Source organism: Paenarthrobacter sp. NPDC090520 (genome assembly GCF_044769205.1).
Taxonomy (GTDB): domain Bacteria; phylum Actinomycetota; class Actinomycetes; order Actinomycetales; family Micrococcaceae; genus Arthrobacter.
The window spans coordinates 42272-58373 of the sequence record NZ_JBIVXM010000005.1 but is presented as its reverse complement, the minus strand read 5'-3'; the positions used below and the strand labels follow the sequence as shown (position 1 = coordinate 58373).

Annotated in this window: 16 protein-coding genes; 7 read left to right on the top strand and 9 right to left on the bottom strand. The window is 63.9% G+C overall.

The window, feature by feature from the left end; all coding sequences use genetic code 11:
* Positions 1-11 precede the first annotated feature (11 nt).
* Genes ACIQTZ_RS08060 through ACIQTZ_RS08050 form a run of 3 tightly spaced genes read right to left on the bottom strand, consistent with a single transcriptional unit; the run spans position 12 to position 3144 of the window.
* On the bottom strand, positions 12-842 hold the full coding sequence (locus ACIQTZ_RS08060; RefSeq protein ID WP_402979303.1) for a carbohydrate ABC transporter permease: 831 nt from the start codon (positions 840-842) through the stop codon (positions 12-14).
* A complete protein-coding gene (locus ACIQTZ_RS08055; RefSeq protein ID WP_402979300.1) occupies positions 839-1768 on the bottom strand; it encodes a carbohydrate ABC transporter permease in 930 nt (309 codons plus the stop codon). Before ACIQTZ_RS08055 ends, ACIQTZ_RS08060 begins: the two co-directional genes overlap by 4 nt.
* Positions 1769-1824: 56 nt before the next feature.
* The gene (locus ACIQTZ_RS08050) at positions 1825-3144 is read right to left on the bottom strand and encodes an ABC transporter substrate-binding protein (RefSeq protein ID WP_402979297.1); all 1320 of its coding nucleotides are present in this window, start codon (positions 3142-3144) and stop codon (positions 1825-1827) included.
* A gap of 204 nt (positions 3145-3348) precedes the next feature.
* On the opposite strand from ACIQTZ_RS08050, the gene ACIQTZ_RS08045 reads away from it, so the two are divergent.
* From ACIQTZ_RS08045 to ACIQTZ_RS08030, 4 genes are all read left to right on the top strand, one after another.
* Positions 3349-4371 (top strand): LacI family DNA-binding transcriptional regulator, encoded by a 1023-nt coding sequence (locus tag ACIQTZ_RS08045; protein WP_402979294.1) that lies wholly within the window; start codon positions 3349-3351, stop codon positions 4369-4371.
* A gap of 159 nt (positions 4372-4530) precedes the next feature.
* Positions 4531-4770 carry a hypothetical protein gene (locus ACIQTZ_RS08040; protein ID WP_400333848.1) on the top strand — a complete coding sequence of 80 codons (240 nt, stop codon included), beginning with the start codon at positions 4531-4533 and terminating at the stop codon, positions 4768-4770.
* 78 nt (positions 4771-4848) lie between these two features.
* Entirely contained in the window at positions 4849-5613 is a 765-nt protein-coding gene (locus ACIQTZ_RS08035; protein WP_402979291.1) for a DUF6882 domain-containing protein, read from the top strand.
* Positions 5614-5719: 106 nt separating this feature from the next.
* On the top strand, positions 5720-6928 hold the full coding sequence (locus ACIQTZ_RS08030) for a MinD/ParA family protein (protein ID WP_402979288.1): 1209 nt from the start codon (positions 5720-5722) through the stop codon (positions 6926-6928).
* Here the strand turns inward: ACIQTZ_RS08030 and ACIQTZ_RS08025 are convergent.
* The 6 genes from ACIQTZ_RS08025 to ACIQTZ_RS08000 form a co-directional block, all read right to left on the bottom strand.
* The gene (locus tag ACIQTZ_RS08025; RefSeq protein WP_402979285.1) at positions 6919-7671 is read right to left on the bottom strand and encodes a DUF6177 family protein; all 753 of its coding nucleotides are present in this window, start codon (positions 7669-7671) and stop codon (positions 6919-6921) included. The two genes, ACIQTZ_RS08030 and ACIQTZ_RS08025, sit on opposite strands and share 10 nt — an antisense overlap.
* Before the next feature lie 71 nt (positions 7672-7742).
* On the bottom strand, positions 7743-8123 hold the full coding sequence (locus ACIQTZ_RS08020) for a hypothetical protein (protein ID WP_400333839.1): 381 nt from the start codon (positions 8121-8123) through the stop codon (positions 7743-7745).
* Positions 8113-12090 carry a type VII secretion protein EccCa gene (eccCa, locus tag ACIQTZ_RS08015; protein WP_402979282.1) on the bottom strand — a complete coding sequence of 1326 codons (3978 nt, stop codon included), beginning with the start codon at positions 12088-12090 and terminating at the stop codon, positions 8113-8115. Before eccCa ends, ACIQTZ_RS08020 begins: the two co-directional genes overlap by 11 nt.
* A gap of 4 nt (positions 12091-12094) precedes the next feature.
* Entirely contained in the window at positions 12095-13021 is a 927-nt protein-coding gene (locus ACIQTZ_RS08010) for a hypothetical protein (RefSeq protein ID WP_402979279.1), read from the bottom strand.
* Positions 13022-13187: 166 nt separating this feature from the next.
* Entirely contained in the window at positions 13188-14543 is a 1356-nt protein-coding gene (locus ACIQTZ_RS08005) for an EsaB/YukD family protein (protein ID WP_402979276.1), read from the bottom strand.
* Entirely contained in the window at positions 14540-14809 is a 270-nt protein-coding gene (locus ACIQTZ_RS08000) for a hypothetical protein (RefSeq protein ID WP_400333828.1), read from the bottom strand. Before ACIQTZ_RS08000 ends, ACIQTZ_RS08005 begins: the two co-directional genes overlap by 4 nt.
* 258 nt (positions 14810-15067) lie before the next feature.
* Between ACIQTZ_RS08000 and ACIQTZ_RS07995 the strand changes: the two genes are divergently transcribed.
* Genes ACIQTZ_RS07995 through ACIQTZ_RS07985 form a run of 3 tightly spaced genes read left to right on the top strand, consistent with a single transcriptional unit; the run spans position 15068 to position 16099 of the window.
* Positions 15068-15406 carry a hypothetical protein gene (locus ACIQTZ_RS07995; protein WP_402979273.1) on the top strand — a complete coding sequence of 113 codons (339 nt, stop codon included), beginning with the start codon at positions 15068-15070 and terminating at the stop codon, positions 15404-15406.
* A 6-nt stretch (positions 15407-15412) separates the two neighbouring features.
* Positions 15413-15712 (top strand): pore-forming ESAT-6 family protein, encoded by a 300-nt coding sequence (locus ACIQTZ_RS07990; protein ID WP_402979270.1) that lies wholly within the window; start codon positions 15413-15415, stop codon positions 15710-15712.
* 15 nt (positions 15713-15727) lie between these two features.
* Positions 15728-16099, top strand: coding sequence for a DUF6507 family protein (locus ACIQTZ_RS07985; RefSeq protein ID WP_402979267.1), 372 nt, complete (start codon positions 15728-15730; stop codon positions 16097-16099).
* The last annotated feature ends 3 nt before the right edge of the window (positions 16100-16102 follow it).

Sequence of the window (16102 nt, the reverse complement as noted above, 5' to 3'; positions counted from 1 at the left end):
GTGTGGGCGCCTTAGCCCTTAACTGCTCCGGCGGTCATGCCTGCCACGATCTGGCGATTGAAGAACAGGTACATGATGAACGGCGGGATGGTGATGAGCAGGATGTTCATGAAAAGCAGGTTGTAGTTGGTGGTGAACTGGCTCTGGAAGTTGAACAGCGTCAGCTGCACCGTCGCGTTTCCGTCTCCGGGCAGGAAGTACAGCGGGTTTTGGAAGTCGTTGAAGATGTGGACGGATTGGACCACGATCACTGTGACAATCACGGAGCGCAGCAACGGGAAAATGACCCGGAAGAACAGCCTGATGGGTCCGCAGCCATCGATCACCGCGGCCTCGTCCAGTTCCTTGGGGATGGAAGCGATGAAGGCCCGGAACAACATGACACAGAAAGAAAGCCCAAAGGCCACCTCGATCAGGATCAAGCCCGGAAGCGTCTTGAAAAGGCCCATGCCTTGGAGGACCCAAATGGTGGGGACGATGGCCGGCGGGATGATCAGGCCTGCGAGGATCAGGAAGTTGGCAACACCGTTCCAGCGCGTCTTACGACGCTGCAGGACCCAGGCCACCATGGCCGCCAACACCACCAGGATGGCCACGCTGACGACGGTGAGGATGGTGCTGTTGATGAATGCAGTGACCAGCATGAACTTGCGGGCGGACAGGACCTGGGTGAAGTTCTCCACGAACTGGAAATTGGTGGGCCAGGCAAAATCCAGTTTTGCAGCCTGCTTCCTGTCCTTCACTGCCGTCAGCACCATGAAGAGCAGCGGGATGATAAAAACGATGACGCTGAGGGCGATGGCCAAAATGCCCAAGCCATAGCGTTTGAGGGTGGCGGTCACTGTTCAACCTCCTTGCGGTTCAGGAACATGGACAACGGCAGGATGATGGCCGTGACGATCAGGAACAGGACCACGTTTCCGGCCGTGGAGAGGCCGTAGAAACCGGCTTGGTACTGCTTGTAGATCACAGACGCGATGACGTCGGAGGTAAATCCCGGGCCGCCTTTGGTCATCGCCCAGATCAGGTCGAAGGAACGGAGGCCGCCGATCAGGGAAAGGATGATTACCGTGGCCGTCGCGGGACGGGCCAGGGGCAAGGTGATGTTGAAGAAGCTCTTGAAGGAACTCGCGCCGTCCATCTTGGCCGCCTCGAAGTACTCCTGCGGGATGGAGACGATACCTGCGATGTAGATAACCGTGGCCAGGCCAACACCCTTCCAGACATCCACCAGGGCCACCGAGACCAGTGCCCAGGCCGGGTCCGTGAGCCAGCCGGGGCCGTCGATGCCAAGAGCGGCCAGTCCCTGGTTGATCATGCCGTTGTTGGGGTCCATCAGAGTGGTGAAGACGATGCCAACGCCAATGCTGCTGAGCAGGACCGGAAAGAAGATCACCGAGCGGAGATATCCACGGGCGATGATCTGCGAGGTCAGGAGGACTGCCAGCAGCATGCCCAGGACCACTTTCAGCGTGGAGGTCACCACGCCGTAGATGAAGGTGTTGGTGAGGCCCTTGATCAGTGCCGGCTCCTGGAAGAACTGCACGAAGTTGTCGAGCCCGATGAACGTGAACTCGTTGAGGTTCCAGCGCGTCAGGCTGAAGAAGAAAGAGACAACTGTCGGGACCAGGAACAGGGCCGTGTAGATGACCGCTGCGGGAAGGTAGAACCAGTAGGGGTAGGACGACTTGCCCTTGCGGCGCTTGGCCGGAGCGGCCACCGCACCGGTGCGTACCGCCGTCGTTGGTGTTGCGGTGTTCAGTGTCATGAGAGTTCTCCAAGGGCCGCCCAGGCCGTTCGCCCGGGCGGCTGGTGGTTGAGGAGTCAGTTCCAGCCGGGCAGGTTGAGCTGCTTGGCTTGCTTCTTGACGTCCTCGTCGTAGAGGGCGGCGCCATCCTTAGCGGAACGGATTCCCGATCCCACTTCGACGGTGATCTGCTCCAGGGCCGGGCCCTTCACAGGGGACAGGAATTCCAGGGCCGGACTGTTCTTGGACGCGTCCTCGAAGAACGGGAGCATGTCCTTGACTGCGTTCGGAACGTCGGACGGCAGCTCGCAGTCCTTCACCAGGTATGGTCCTGCAGCGCCAACGGCGGCAGTCTGCGCATCGCAGCCAGCTTTGCTGGCGATGAAGGCCTGGAGTTTCTTGGCTTCTTCGAGATTCTTGGTGGATTTGGGGATGTAGGTGCCACCGGGCATCCACACCGTCAGTTTGTTCTTGGAGGCGTCGTCGCCCGGGAGCGGGAAGAGTCCCAGGTCATTGAGCTGGTCTGGGTATGTCACCTTGATGTTGTTGATGGCGAAGCTAAGGATCGGGTACTGAGCGCCCTCACCGTTGACCAGCTTCTCCTGGGCTTGCTGGTAGGTGGTGGAGGCGTAGTCATCGTTGAAGAGTCCGGCCTTACCCGCCTCCTCCAGGTGCTCAAAGCCCTTGATCGCTGCGGCGTTGGTGGAGTATTTGGCTTTGTTGGCTGTGTAGTCTGACGGGAAGTCCGGATCGGCCGTCACAACGTTCGCGAAGTCCCCCAGGACGAAGAGCTGTGATGTCCAGGTGGTTTGGTAGGACTGAATGATCGGCGCGATGCCGGCGTCCTTGATCTTGCGGCTGTTGGCCATGAACTCATCCCAGGTCTTGGGGATGGAGAGTCCGAGCTTCTCGTAGACCTTCTTGTTGTACAGCACCGCCCCCGCCATGCCTGTGCTGAAGGGGACACCGTAAACCTCTTTCCCGGACGTCACCACCGGCTTGAAGGAATCCGCAACGTTTCCGAGGTAGGACTCGCTGGTGATGGGCTGGAGATTGTGCTCCGGGTTGATCTGCTGCAGCAGGGACCCGGTGTTGTAGTTGAAGACGTCCGCCATGTCACCAGTGGAGAGGCGTGTCTTGACGATGTTGTCACCGTCGCCGCCCTGGGGGCGGGTTTCAATTTCCACTTTGATGCCGGGATTTGCGGCGGTGAACTCCTCAGCCACCTTCTCGGCGGAGCTTACGGTGTTTTCAGCATTGTCCACCAGCCACGTGATGGTCTTCTGCTCTCCCCCACCGGCGTTACTGCTTCCCCCGCTGCAACCGCTCAGAGCCAAGGCCAGGACGGTCACTCCGCCAGCCAAGGCAGCCAAGCGGTGTTTCCTCGTAGCAGCCATCTTTACCTCCTCGTAAAGCCACAGCCTCAGCGAGCCTGTGGAACGTTTCAAAAGGACCCTGCGCACACTGATTGGGCCATATGTTTGATCGTGTAGATCGGTCTACGTTTGTCTACTGTAAGTCATGTCACAGTGCTTGCCAAGAGTTTTTTGTAGATCAATCTACAATTACGTGCAGGGACACTGTGGAGAAGGGGATTTCCAATGACGGAGCAGCTCAAGCGCGCCACCATCAGCGACGTCGCGGAGCATGCCGGCGTGTCCCGGGCGGCAGTGTCCAAGGTCCTGCGCAACGCCTACGGCGTCAGCCCTGCCATGAGGACCAAGGTGGAGGAATCCATGGCTGCCCTCAACTACCGCCCCTTGGCGTTGGCCCGGGGCATGCGGGGGAACAGCTATACGCTGGGCGTTTTCCTGGTGGACCTCTCCAACACGTTCTTCTCCGTCCTGGTTGAAGGCGTGCGCGACGTTGCCGAAGAACTTGGTTACCAAGTCCTCATCGGCCAAGCGCGCCACGGGCTCGACGCCCAGAAAAAACTCATCGAGGCCATGGTCGACCGCCGCATGGATGGCCTCCTGCTCATCGCACCGTTCGGACCAAATGAGGAACTGGAACGCCTGGGCAGCACCATTCCGGTAGTAGTCCTCGGGCGGCACGGTCCGGCGAAACACTTCGACACCGTTGCCAGCGACGACATTGCGGGCAGCGCCCTCATCATCGACCACCTCGTCTCACTGGGACACGAGCGGATCTCCATGCTCGCCAACACCCAACCGGACAGTGAGCCGGGCATGCCGCAGACCGTCCGTCGCCGGGGTTATGACCTGGCCATGGAAAAGTACGGACTCTCGGAGTGGATCGATCACGTCCCCGGCCGTTGGGGCTACGCAAGCGGTCTCGAAGCCGGGCGCTCCATTGCCGCAAGGTCACACCGCCCAACTGCCCTGCACGGCGGCGCCGACATCGCGGCCCTGGGCGCCTTTACCGGCCTTTTCGATGCCGGCGTCAACATCCCGGGAGACATTTCCGTGGTGGGATACGACAATGTTCCCGCTGCCTCGCTCCCGCCGATTGGGCTCACTACGGTGGACCAATCCGGCGTGCAAATGGGCCGTCAGGCGGCAGAATTGCTGCTTTCCCGCATTGAGGGCCGCGGCGAGTCGGAGCATATACTCGTTCCTCCGCGGCTTATCGTCCGGAAGACCACCGCACCGCCAATCGGTTAGCCTCCCCCGAAACCCGTAGACAAGTGCACAAGCAAATGCCAGTCCGATATGCATCCGTCCATATCACCGGGTTTTCAGTTATGCAAGGATCAGAGTTCATATCCCTTTAAGCGTTTCCAAGGCTGCACCCGTGCGGCCCGCACTTTCCGGAATGGACCCATGAATCTCCCTCTCTTCCACGATCCCCTGCAGGGCTCCGTCACCGTCGACGCGCCCCTGCGTGAACCGAGGACGGCACGCGACGCCGCGTTCCGCCGCAACACGCAGCCGAGGACTTCCCAACCGCGCCAGGCCTCGAAACCCAAGCACGGTTCAGGCGTCCTGACGCGCAGCGCCCGCCAGGACAAGGTTGCCGAAGACCTTCAGGCCCTCATCGCGCGCACCGCAGACCGGCACTGACCTCAGGCAACGAGGTTATCCACAGTTCCGCCAGCCGCAATTTGCCTGCCCGCAGCGAGCCATGCCTAGGGTGGCCGCATGACTGTGCCCAGCTTCCAAAACGTCGTCGATGACGCCGCCGTCCTGTTCCTCGAAACCCACCAGATGCAGGACAACCGCTTCGAGGAGTGGGAGTACCAGCGCTGGGATACTGCGGACCAATTCGCAAGCCTCGAGTTCCATTTCGCGGGGCACAGCTCCAAGCATTCGGACACCGCCTTCCTGGGAACCGCGGCTCCCGGACCGCAAAGCTTCCTCTGGGCGTGGGCCAATCCGCACGTTGAGGCATCACCCGCCCAGCAGGCCGTCTTGGACCAGATCCTCGATTTCGGCAAGCACCACAGGATTCCGGAGCTGACCACGGGCGAAGTCCCGTTCACTGCGATCGTGCCGGCGTATGCCGATGACGAGGTCCGCCACAACGGAGCGAAGGGCGGGGCCACCTTGGTGGCGTTCAAGATCGCTGCCGCCGCGCTTCTGATTACCGGCAGGCCAAACCATTTCACGGCGGACATCGGCCGCGGCTCCATGGCCGTAGTCACCTACAACCATGACAGCCTGCAGTTGGGTCCCGCGTCTGCCTTGACGTTCCAGATGCGCCTGATGGAGGGCATCTCCGGCTTGATGATCGAGGACCATCGGCGCGCCGTCGAGAGTTACGCCAGGTTCCGGTTGGGGAGGCCGGTTACGGACGTCTCGCCGGGCGTCGTTGAACTGACGTTCGACGACGGCAAAGTCACCATCGATTTCGACGAGGCGAACCGCGTGGCCAACCTCCATGCATCCTTGGGTGGCGGGAAGTAGGCCAGTGAATGAAAGCCATGTGACAAGACCAGTGTCTGCCGGCCCCGCTAGGATCTCTGGTTGGGGCGTCGCCTTGGCGCCGTATGGAATATCGAAGGGTGCAGCGATGGAACTGGGGGCCACACGCGTTGAAGTGTTCGCCGACGGCCGGGTAACAGTCGGTGGAGAATCCATTTCAACCACCGAGGGAACGGATCCGTATTCGGCGGCCATCACCGTCCTTGCGGGCTATGCCCAGGCGTCCGGCGCTCCGGTCCTCGCTGAGGCCATCGACCACGTCAAGGGACAGGAAGGCCGCTTTCACGTCCACCCGGATGGCCGGGCGGAGGCTCTGGGAAGTTTCCCCGTCGCCGAAAAGACCATCCAGGCGCCGTCCGTCCCCGTGGCAGCCCCTTCGGCCCACTTGGAGACCCAGTTCGTCCGGCCTGACAAGCCGCGTCCCAGCACCGGGTTCCGCAGCGTCCTGTACTCGGCAACGGGCGGCTTCGTGAACCTTGGCCCCAGCGCGAAGGACCAGGACGAGGCCGAACTGGAACGCCGGATTGCCCGCCCGCTGTCAGGGAGCTTCAACACAGCGATCCTGAGTTTGAAGGGCGGCATCGGAAAGACCTCCACCACCGTAGGCGTCGGCATGATCCTGGCCGAGTACCGGGGAGACCATCCCTGCGCCATTGATGCGAATCCTGACAGCGGAGATCTGGCCGAACGCGCACTCGGGGAAATGCTCTACCAGAAGGTCAAACCGCGCACCGTCACGGATATTGTCCGCGACATCGACCACATCAACTCCCTGACCATGCTCACCGACTACATGCACCACGCCAACAGGCTCCACCTGGTGGCCGGCGAGCAGGACCCGGCCTTGTCGGATGCGCTGACTGCCGGGGAATACCTCCGGATCAAACAGCTCGTTTCGCAGTATTACTCGGTGACGCTCACCGACTGTGGCACCGGCGTCTCACACCCGGCCATGGCAGGCGTCCTGCCCGAGGCAACCAACTTGGTCATCGCTTCCGGGTACGCCGTGAGCGGCGCCAAGAGGGCACGGAACACCTTGCAGTGGCTTGCGGACCACGGCTATGAAAACCTGGCCCGCAACGCAATCGTCGTCGTGACGGACAAGGACCAGGTTTCCAGCCGCGTCAACAAGCGCGCCATTGAGGAACACCTCGCGGGGTTCTGCCGGCAGCTCATTACGGTGCCGCACGATCGCGGGGTAGCCGATGGCGACCGCATCTCCCTGGATAAGATCGCTGCGGGAACCCGGCGGGCCTACAAGGAGATCGCAGCGGCAATCGTGGATGGCTACGTCTGAGCAACGGCTCCAGGGAAGGCAGCAACCAAGTGCTGGAACGGGGCCCGGCCGCGCAGCTCGACGTCCGCGTCCAGCTTTTCCGGTAAGCCACGGTGCAGTGAGGGACCCAATACCCTGAGCCGGGGTACCCTGAACCGTTCTCCCCCGACTCGTACAAACCCGTCCACCAGCCCGCGATGACCGTCGATGCCGATTTCCTGGGCGTTCGCTTCCACGGCCGCGTCTGCCAATGCCGGTGCCGAATCTGCTTCCGGTAGCCCGGCAGGCAGCAGGACATCGAAGTTTTCCACCACGCCGGCCTCAGTGCGGTACGCGCTCACGGTGCCGGAAAACCCGTCGCCGGACACCAAGGCGACCCCTTTCGGTGCCTGCCTCTTCAGCTCAGCGGTCAAGGCATCCATGTCCCACGCTTGGTGCAGTGGCTCCGTGAGTCCCATGTACTCCGGACTCAGGGAGCACGCCCCAAGCATCCGCGTCGTAAAGGCGCCCACGGGAAGGTCACCTCCTTCGGCGTGGAGCACACTGCCGAAAAGCACGACGGCGGTACTCGCCGCTGGAGCCTGGTCCCAGCCGACGACGGGGTCCAGCAGCCCATTCCTGATTTTTCCGTGAGGCCCTTCCACCAGCCACAGGATTGCGCTCGCTCTAAGGAAAGACACCAGCGGATAGCTCAGGCACGCCTCGGAAGATGTCTGAAGGGCCAGGGCGTAGCGATCCGGGGCGTTGGCCACGGCTTCGGCCAATTGCCTCCGCAGCCCGGTCCCCACTGAAGGCCGTGGGCCGTGTACTGCGACTGTAAGCAGCGGCGCCGGTTTCACGATCCCCAGTCCGCGTTGATCACCTGCTGGGATTGGGGATCGATCAGCACGCCCTTGGTACCGATCACGGCGATCATCAGAAAGGCCCGGACCGACTCGGCATCTTCCTTGTCAAGAGGAATGTTGACGTCGGAAACCCAGCCCTGCCCACCCAACTGCGTGGCTACGTCGTCGCCGAAGAGCCGACGGAGCTCGCTCTGCGGAACCGGGATGGGCTCGGTGATGAGGCCCAAGGCTTCGCCAGCGAGGCTCAGGATCAAGTCTTGGGAATCCTTGGCTTTCTCATAGGTGAACTTGTTCTCGAACTCCCCCGCGGCATAAGCGAAGCGCTCTTTCCGCGGATCTTCTTCGCAGATCAGGTGGAAGTCATAGCTCATGGGTTTGCACCTCGTTGTGGTGGAAGGACTGGATGGTGGTTGGTGGGCGACCAGTCCGGACAACCCTTGCCCGGCCGGTTGGCAGGGGCACGGGCCGGATGCCGCTGGCCACCGCGCCTTCGCTGCGGTCCCCGGAGAACATGATCACGGGAGCACCGGACGCCCTGGTTCCTGCGATGAAGGTGTCATGGATCAGCAGGCTGCTCCCGCTGGTCCTGGTGGTGACCATGGCGTGGTAACCGATATCCGCTCCGGACGGCAAGTAGCTGGCCAACGCGTGGAGCGGTTGGTTGCCGGTGGCTACGAGGATGTCGTAGTCGTCCACCAGCAGCACGATCCTGGGTTTGCGCAGGGGTTCCTTGGAGCCGTCGCCCAACCGTTCCTTTGCCTGGTCCGAGAGGTACACGGCCAGTTCAGAGGCCCGGTGGCTGTTGGCCGCGTATTCGCCCAGGTAGTCGTCCGGGATGAACCCCTGCGACTGCTGGCGCGGGTCGAAGACGGCAAACACCAAGTCACTGGGCTCGTGGGTGGCCATCAATTGGGCTGCGGCACTCCGCAGGAGGTTGGTGCGGCCGGTCTCCGGATCACCCACCACAATGGCTCCCCTGTCCGTGCCGAACAGCTCAAGGTTCTCCGTACCGCCGTCGTGCTCCCTGAGCCCCAGCGCGATGGTGCCTGGCGCAGCGTCGTGGTTCCCGGGCAGACCCACCAGGCGGGGCAGGACCCGCACAGGCGCAGCGCTCGTGGAGGCGTACTTCCGAAGCGTGCCAGCGAGGGCAGCCAGTTCCTGCCCGGCATTGTCGCGGTCAGGTTCGGTCTCCAACGACGGCAGTGCGAAGTGGCCGATCTTCTTTTCCCTGGTCAGTGCCCGGCCGGGGCGATCCGCACCGATACTGCCCGCAAGCCGGCGGTCCATCGAGTCGGCCGGATCGGTCAGGTGCAGTTCAATCCTGTTTCCGAGCAGCGACTGCCGGTTCATCTTGATGTCGGACCAGTTCCGGGCGCTGACAACCACGTGGACGCCCAAGGTGCTGCCGCGCATCATGACGTCGTCCACGGCTTCTTCAAGCTCGGGAAACTCCGAACCCAGGCTGCCGAACCCGTCGATGAAGAGGAAAGCGTCGGTGCAGCTCAGTTCCGGCAATGCTCCCCTGTTCCGCATGGTCCGCATGGCGTGGAGCGAGTCGAGTTTGTACCGGTCGAAAACCGTTTGCCGGGCGTTGAGCAGGCTTTGGACTTCTTCCACGGTCCGCCGCAGCAGTTCCCGGTTCCCTCTGCCTGCAACACCGCTGCAGTGCGGCAACTCCGCCAGCCCCGCCAGGGAGTTACCGAGCAAGTCCACCGCGTAAAGGTTGACCTCAGCCACGCTGTGGCTCAGCGCCAACGACGCCGCGATGGTACGCAGCGCCGTCGACTTCCCGCTTTGCAGGGCGCCGAGGACGGCCAGGTTGCCGCCGCGGCCGGCCAGGTCCAAGTGCCACGGCCCCTGCCACTGGCGGGCGGGGTCGTCCAGGATCCCAACGGCGGGGCTCAGGTACCGGGGCTGGGCCAGCCGTGGTCCCGTGGACGTGAGGTCCAAGGAAGCACCGGTTTCGGAGAAGGAGACAGCAAAGGGCAACGGCGGCAGCCATACAGGCTGGGTCAAGCGTGGCTGCCCCGCCGCGAAACCAACGACGGCGGAAAGGATGGTCGCGCTGTCGGCGTCACGGGGCTCGGAGTGGCCAGGCGACGACGGCGCAGGGCTAGCCGGCGCAGGGGTAGTCGCCGCCGCCGGCACGGACGGCGGGGCATTGGCGTCGTCCGACAGGCGGAAGGTACGGACGGGGACAGCCTCTGGAACCAAGCTGCCGGCGTCGTTGTCAGCAGAAGGCAAGGGACCCGAAACATAAGCTGCACGGAACCGCTTGAACACCGAGGTATCCACCTTGAGGATGCCATGGCCGGGGGTGCTGGGCAGGTGGTAGGCGTCCGGGACGTCGATGATGGTGCGGCTTTCCATCTCCGAGTTGGTGTGCAGGGCGATCCGGTAGGCCAGGTAGGTGTCCAGGCCGCGCAGCATGCCCTGTTCCACTTTCTGCGACGCCAGGAGCAGGTGGATGCCGATGGACCGCCCGATCCTGCCGATGGACAGCAGGAGGTCGATGAAGTCCGCCCGGGCGGTGAGGAGCTCGCCAAACTCATCGATGCACACGAACAGGTAGGGCATCGGCTCCGCGAGCGCAGGGTCCCCCGGACGCCGTTTCCGGGCCTCGCGGTAATCGTTGATGTGGGCGAAGTCGCCGCCGTTCTTCAGCAGCTCCTGCCGACGCTTCACTTCTCCGGCCAGGCTGGAGTAGATCCTGTCGATGAGGCCCGCGTCGCTGACCAGGTTGGTGACAAGCCCAGAGACATGCGGCGCCTGCTCGAAGGGCGCAAAAGTAGCGCCGCCCTTGTAGTCCACCAGGACCATGGTCAGGTCTTCCGGCGGATGCGTCGCGATCAAGGAGAGGACTATGGTCCGCAGCAACTCCGACTTTCCCGAGCCCGTGGCACCCACGCACAGTCCATGCGGTCCCATGCCCTGCCGGGCCGGTTCCTTCAGGTCGAGGTGGACGGGCGTGCCGTCCTCGTCCTCGCCGATGGCCACTCGGAGGAAGTCAGCACCCCGAGGTGTCTTCCACAGGTTCAGCATCTCCTCAACGGTGTAATCGGCCAAGCCCAGGGCTTCGGCGTAGCTCCGCGAAGACCTGTGCTCCCCGAATTCGTGGGACAGTTCGGACAGCCGGAGCGGAGCGAGCGCCCGGGCCACGGAGTCGGCCACCACCGCCGGGACTTTGTCCGCTGTGCCACGGATGGTTTGGCCCGTAGCCGTCCATTCAAGGGTGACCTCGTCCGGAGCGGCCCGGAGCCGCAGATCCACCCGTTCCGGCTCCTGCTGTTGTTCGGCCAACAGATGGATCCGGGTGACGGCCAGCCTCGCCGCAGGCATGTCCGACGGCATTCCGGGAAGGGAGGCGGCGTTGTGCCCCGGACGATCCGAGATAACGATCAAGCGGGGAAGGGCGTCGGGAGCCACCTGTTGGAAATTGCGTGCTGCGCTGTTCATGACGGCCAAGCGGACGGCCAAGGGACCTTCCAGGAGAAGGGCCAATTCTGCTGGAGTGGACGCCCGGCGCAGCGATCCGCGGTCCTGCAGATGGGGCAGCCACTTGGCCCACTCCCAATCCTCGGCCTCGTGGTTCCCGGCCAGGATGGCCAGCTCAACGTCCTCCGGTGATTGCGCTGACGCGAGGTGGCACAGCAGGCTGCGGCAGATGTCGAGGGCCGTTGCCCTGTCCCCCACGATCGATATTTCAGAGGCCGCGGCCAGTGGCAAGGTGAGGGGCATGTCCGGATTGGCCGCGAACCGCCCGCGGAGCTGCTCAGCTTCGGACAGCATGAAGGCATCGGGCCGTTCGACGGCGTCTCCGCTGTCCTGGACGGTGATCCTGCGGCGGGGCACGCTGCCCGTTCCAAAGCGGGTCACGAGGAAATCCGGACTTGTCCGTCGCCGTTCCCACAGCCGGTGCGGGTGGTTCACCACGGCCTGGACAAGCACGTCGGCCCGTGGGTGGGCCGCGTTTGCCTTGGTCCGGGCAGCTTGTTCATCTGCCTCGAAGTCGCTGCGGCGGCGTCGAAGGTAGTCCATGTACAGCCTGCGCTTGGAGGCCCGTTGCCGGGTGGCCTTGCCGCGCTGCGAGAACATGAGGACCACGGAAGCCAGCACAGTGGCAACCATCATGAGCGCACCGATCCCGGCCAAGGACGAACCACGGAACAACATCATCACTGTCACTGACGTAGCCGCGCCGAGCATGGGCACCAGGGCCAGCAGGTTCATTCCTCCGGCACCGCTGGCCAGCTGGGGAGGTGCATCAATGACCGCGGCTTCGGGCGGCTGTTCCGGGAGCGTGGTGCGGGCAGGGCGGTGAACCAGGCGGGTGGTCATGGGGTCACGCCCCGTTCGCGGCCATGAGTGCCTTGCCGGCGAGTTCGGTGGCTGCGATCCTGGTCCGCGCTCCGAGTTTGCCAAGCTGCAGGGTTCCTGCTGAGGCGAGGTGCCGGTCAAAGGGCAGCACGCCGTCGGCGAGCGCACCACCGTGGCCTTGCCGCGAGTGCACGGTGACGTGCACCTGTTGCACGTCGGGATAGGAGCCCATCAGGTCTTCCCTCATCTCCTGCAGCTTGGCCGGGTCCGCGCCCACCGGCGAGACAAGGACCACTGCGTGCGCGCTGTCCAGCAGGGCCGCGGCGTGCCGTGAGAAAGGTGAGGCACCGCCGTCGACGATCGTGACGGCCATGAATCGCGAGAGCGTGGCCGAGACGTCGGTCCATTCCTGCAGGCCAATCGGCGCATCCGCTGCGGCTGGCACGTCGCCGCGTCCCACCGCGAAAACCCTGTTTCCACTAGTGCCGGCGGCAGCAACGGCATCCGGCAATGTCCTGACGGGTTGGGCCGTGTATTGCCGCATCAAGTCAGACAGCAGGGCCGTTTCCTCCACACCGAGGTATTTCAAGAGACGGCCGTGGAGGTCCGTGGCATCCACAGCCATGACCGGTTCCTGGCGGATGCTTCCCAGGAGCTTTGCGAGCAACGCCGTCACGGTGGATGTGGCAGCTCCCCCGGCCGTTCCCAGGACCACCACCCGGCGCCCCGTGGTGATGGGAGCTTCCACGGCCGAACTGGCCCGGATCAACCGCTCGGACAATGATCCGGAGGTCACGGCATCGGTGACCTCGAAACGAACGCGTTCCCACCAGGTATCGCCGCCTTTCCTGGACGCCTTCGCCATGGTGGCCGGCTCGGAAGGAGCAACGCCCGACGGCGGCAGCGAACCGGACGGTGCGAGCGGCGGCAATGACGGGGCTGCTGTCGTCACGGGCGCTTGCGGCGGCGTAGCCAGGGCGGTTGTTGGAGGGCCAGGCACGTCGTCTACCGCAGGCCGGCTCCCAGGGGAGCCGGCCATACCCGGAAAGCCGCCCGCCGTCGTCGTGCGTGTTCTTTTGCCGCCCGGTTCGTGGAACGGGAAGCCGGTGCGTGGTTGTTCAGCCAAAGGTATGTCCCAACTGTGTGTAGGCGCCTGAGAGGCCCAGGACCAGCGGCACGGCGGCGAGGATGGAGATCAGTTCAAGACGCGACGCCACGACGCGAAGGCTGGCGGCAGTCTGTTCGCGGACCGTGAGCATCGAGGCAAGCAACACGAGGAGGGCCACCGCCGCCGCAGCGGCCAGCATGAAGGGTTGTTTGGCAGCCACAGCCAGAACATACGTGGTGCCCCAGCAGCCTCCTGCGGCCGCGAGGTAAACACCGGCACGCTGGGCAAACAGCGGGAGCGCCAGGCCGCGGAGCGTCAAAGCCCCGAGCAGCGACACCGAGAGGAGGACGGCCCACACGGACCTGTCCCGCGCCGTCGCCACAACCAGTGCGGCAGTTCCTGCGACCACCGCCGCCGTCAGCGTCCAGCCGGTCAGCGTGGCGTGGGCAGCGTGGATGGCATCGAGGGTGGTGTTCCGGGTGATTCGCTTGCCTTGGCGCTGGTCGTCGTCCAGGGCGCCGAGTCCCGTGAGCACAGTAGCGAGCCGGGGCGCAATGCCCAGCGCGAAGATTGCCAGGACCCCCACGATCCCTGCGGAAAGGGGTTGGTCCCGCGTCACGAGGCCCAGGACGGCCCACAAGCCACCCAGGCCAAGGAGCAATCCCGCGCTGGAGAGGAGCGGAGTATAGTTTCCTGTCGCCAACGCCCCTGTTGCCATGGCAAGCACCAAGGCCGCTGCGAAGAGCAGCGAACCGGTCGCGAACGGAACCACGATTGAGCTCGTGGCGGCTGCGGTGGCCAAACCGGCCGTCAGCAGGGACAGGCCTCCCGGGGTGGAGCGTGTCCGCCCAAGCACAGCGCCGGCCACCATGAGTGCGGCGGCAATGGCGATGCCGGTCAGTGCTGCCGTGCTATTTCCGATGGAACGAAGCAGCAGTACAAACGAACTGGCCGCCGCCGCCAAGAGCAGGGCGGAGACCGCCGACAAGCCGACGGTCCTCAGCCGCCCCTTCCACAACGCCTGCATGCGTTCCAGCGATTCCGCGGCAAACGAAGGAACGTCGTACACGTCGGGGGCGGCCGGCACGTCACGCTCATCGCGAAGGTAGAGCACCGAGCCGTCCTGGATTCCAGCCTCGCGAAGAGAGCCGGAGCTTTCCAACGTGGAGCCGAGGCTGGTAGTGAGGACGGACGTGGTCACCACCTGCAGGCTTCCGGGCGAATGCTGGCTTTCGGCGTCACCGGGGTCCGCCATCATGGTGATGATCTGCGGCAGCAGGGTTGCAATGGGTTCATCCGACGGAAGTCGCAGGTCCAGGTGACGGTGCGCGGCCATCACCGTCACCCTGCTGAGGGCGGTGCTCATACGGTTCCTTCGGTCATGGTCACGGCTGTAGCTGAGGACGCCGGGGGCTGCTTGGCTGCTTGCTCGCTGAGGAGGTGCTGGACGAAGCTGAAGCCGACGCAAACGGCCGCGACCAGCGCGGCAATCAGGAGCGACTGCATCAGCCTGGCGGTAGCGGACTTGTAGGTGCGTTCCTGCGGATTCTGCCCGAACAACAGCGCATCATCGAGCCTGTGCTTACGCACGCGTGCGGACTCCAGCAGACGGGAATCGTAGTCTTCAGCCAAGTACACTCCCCCATTCGGGCATCGTCGTGGCTACCGCTCAGCTGGGGTGCCACAGCCCTTAAACCTATCCCGCCATTGATCCGCCAGCGCAAGTCATGGCAACCCGCCCTGTGGAAATCCAGCCGTATGACTATTAAGTCATCATGTTTATGGATCATGTTTACTTCATCGACTGGACATAACCAACGCTTGTCACCATGCTGGATAAGGTCGTCCGCTGGTTCAGCGGAACAGAACTGTCTTCAATTGGGGGACCTCATGGCTATTTTCGATATGGGTGCGCAGACGCTCGCCACCCTGGGTAAGCAAACGGATGCTTCGCATCAGGACCTCGGTGCGTTGGTGCGCCGCTTCGTGGACGCCGTCACCCCGCTGGAAGGAAAGTTCAGCGGCGCAGGCAAGGCCGCGTTCGACTCCTTCAAGAACCGCTCCGACCTGGTCGCCTCGGAGTTGAACACCGCACTGGGCGCGATCGTGCAGGGCCAGTCCGGGATGGACACCGCCTTCACCCAAGGCGACCAGGCCGCCTCCGACACGGCCCGCCGCTCAGAGGGGTCCGCGAACTTCGACGCCGCACGCTTCCAGGGAAGGGCCTAACCCATCATGAGCCGCATTGCCTACGACACGAACGTCTCCGCCCAGGTCCAATCCGACATCCAAGCCCTGGCTGCGCAGTTGGAGAACCTCATCACCGCCCGGCAGCAGGACGTGAGCCACGCCATGGCCGACTTCCGCGCCGACGGGGTCGACGCCGAATACCAGGCGGTCGAGGCCCGGTGGACCTCCGCCGCCTCCGAAGTCCGGGCCATCGTCGCGCTGGTCCGCTCCACCCTCGCCCAAACCGACGAGACCGCCACCACCGCTGCGACCGCCGCACGGAACGCCGTGCAAGGCATCGGCTAACCCACCGGATTTCTGATGGCTGTCTGGAACATCGACATGGCCGGCGCCGCCTCAACACTGAAGGCAGCCGCCTCCCACGTCGAAGCTTCGCAACCCTCGCTGGAGGGGATGGGCAAAGCACTCGAGCAGGCCGCTGCGTCGATCCCCGGTGACGCTGCAGTGGTCCTCAATGCACTCAACGACGTAGTGGTCCTCGGGCTTACACCGTCCGCCGGAGAAGTGGCCGGCCGGTCCGAAACCATCCTTACGTCCACCGCCAAGGCCCTGGCCTTCTACCAGCAAGGGGACCTGGCCATGGCCAGCGCTGCACAACGCAACGCCGCCTTGGCCGAGACCGCCGCACCCGCTCCCGTGCACGGCGGTCCGGCGCAAGCGTTGAAGGAATAGGAC

Coding starts and splice junctions, on each gene's coding strand:
- ACIQTZ_RS08055 (WP_402979300.1), bottom strand. CDS start 1,768: ATGACACTGAACACCGCAACACCAACGACGGCGGTACGCACCGGTGCG.
- ACIQTZ_RS08050 (WP_402979297.1), bottom strand. CDS start 3,144: ATGGCTGCTACGAGGAAACACCGCTTGGCTGCCTTGGCTGGCGGAGTG.
- ACIQTZ_RS08045 (WP_402979294.1), top strand. CDS start 3,349: ATGACGGAGCAGCTCAAGCGCGCCACCATCAGCGACGTCGCGGAGCAT.
- ACIQTZ_RS08040 (WP_400333848.1), top strand. CDS start 4,531: ATGAATCTCCCTCTCTTCCACGATCCCCTGCAGGGCTCCGTCACCGTC.
- ACIQTZ_RS08035 (WP_402979291.1), top strand. CDS start 4,849: ATGACTGTGCCCAGCTTCCAAAACGTCGTCGATGACGCCGCCGTCCTG.
- ACIQTZ_RS08030 (WP_402979288.1), top strand. CDS start 5,720: ATGGAACTGGGGGCCACACGCGTTGAAGTGTTCGCCGACGGCCGGGTA.
- ACIQTZ_RS08020 (WP_400333839.1), bottom strand. CDS start 8,123: ATGAGCTATGACTTCCACCTGATCTGCGAAGAAGATCCGCGGAAAGAG.
- eccCa (WP_402979282.1), bottom strand. CDS start 12,090: ATGACCACCCGCCTGGTTCACCGCCCTGCCCGCACCACGCTCCCGGAA.
- ACIQTZ_RS08005 (WP_402979276.1), bottom strand. CDS start 14,543: ATGAGCACCGCCCTCAGCAGGGTGACGGTGATGGCCGCGCACCGTCAC.
- ACIQTZ_RS07995 (WP_402979273.1), top strand. CDS start 15,068: ATGGCTATTTTCGATATGGGTGCGCAGACGCTCGCCACCCTGGGTAAG.
- ACIQTZ_RS07990 (WP_402979270.1), top strand. CDS start 15,413: ATGAGCCGCATTGCCTACGACACGAACGTCTCCGCCCAGGTCCAATCC.
- ACIQTZ_RS07985 (WP_402979267.1), top strand. CDS start 15,728: ATGGCTGTCTGGAACATCGACATGGCCGGCGCCGCCTCAACACTGAAG.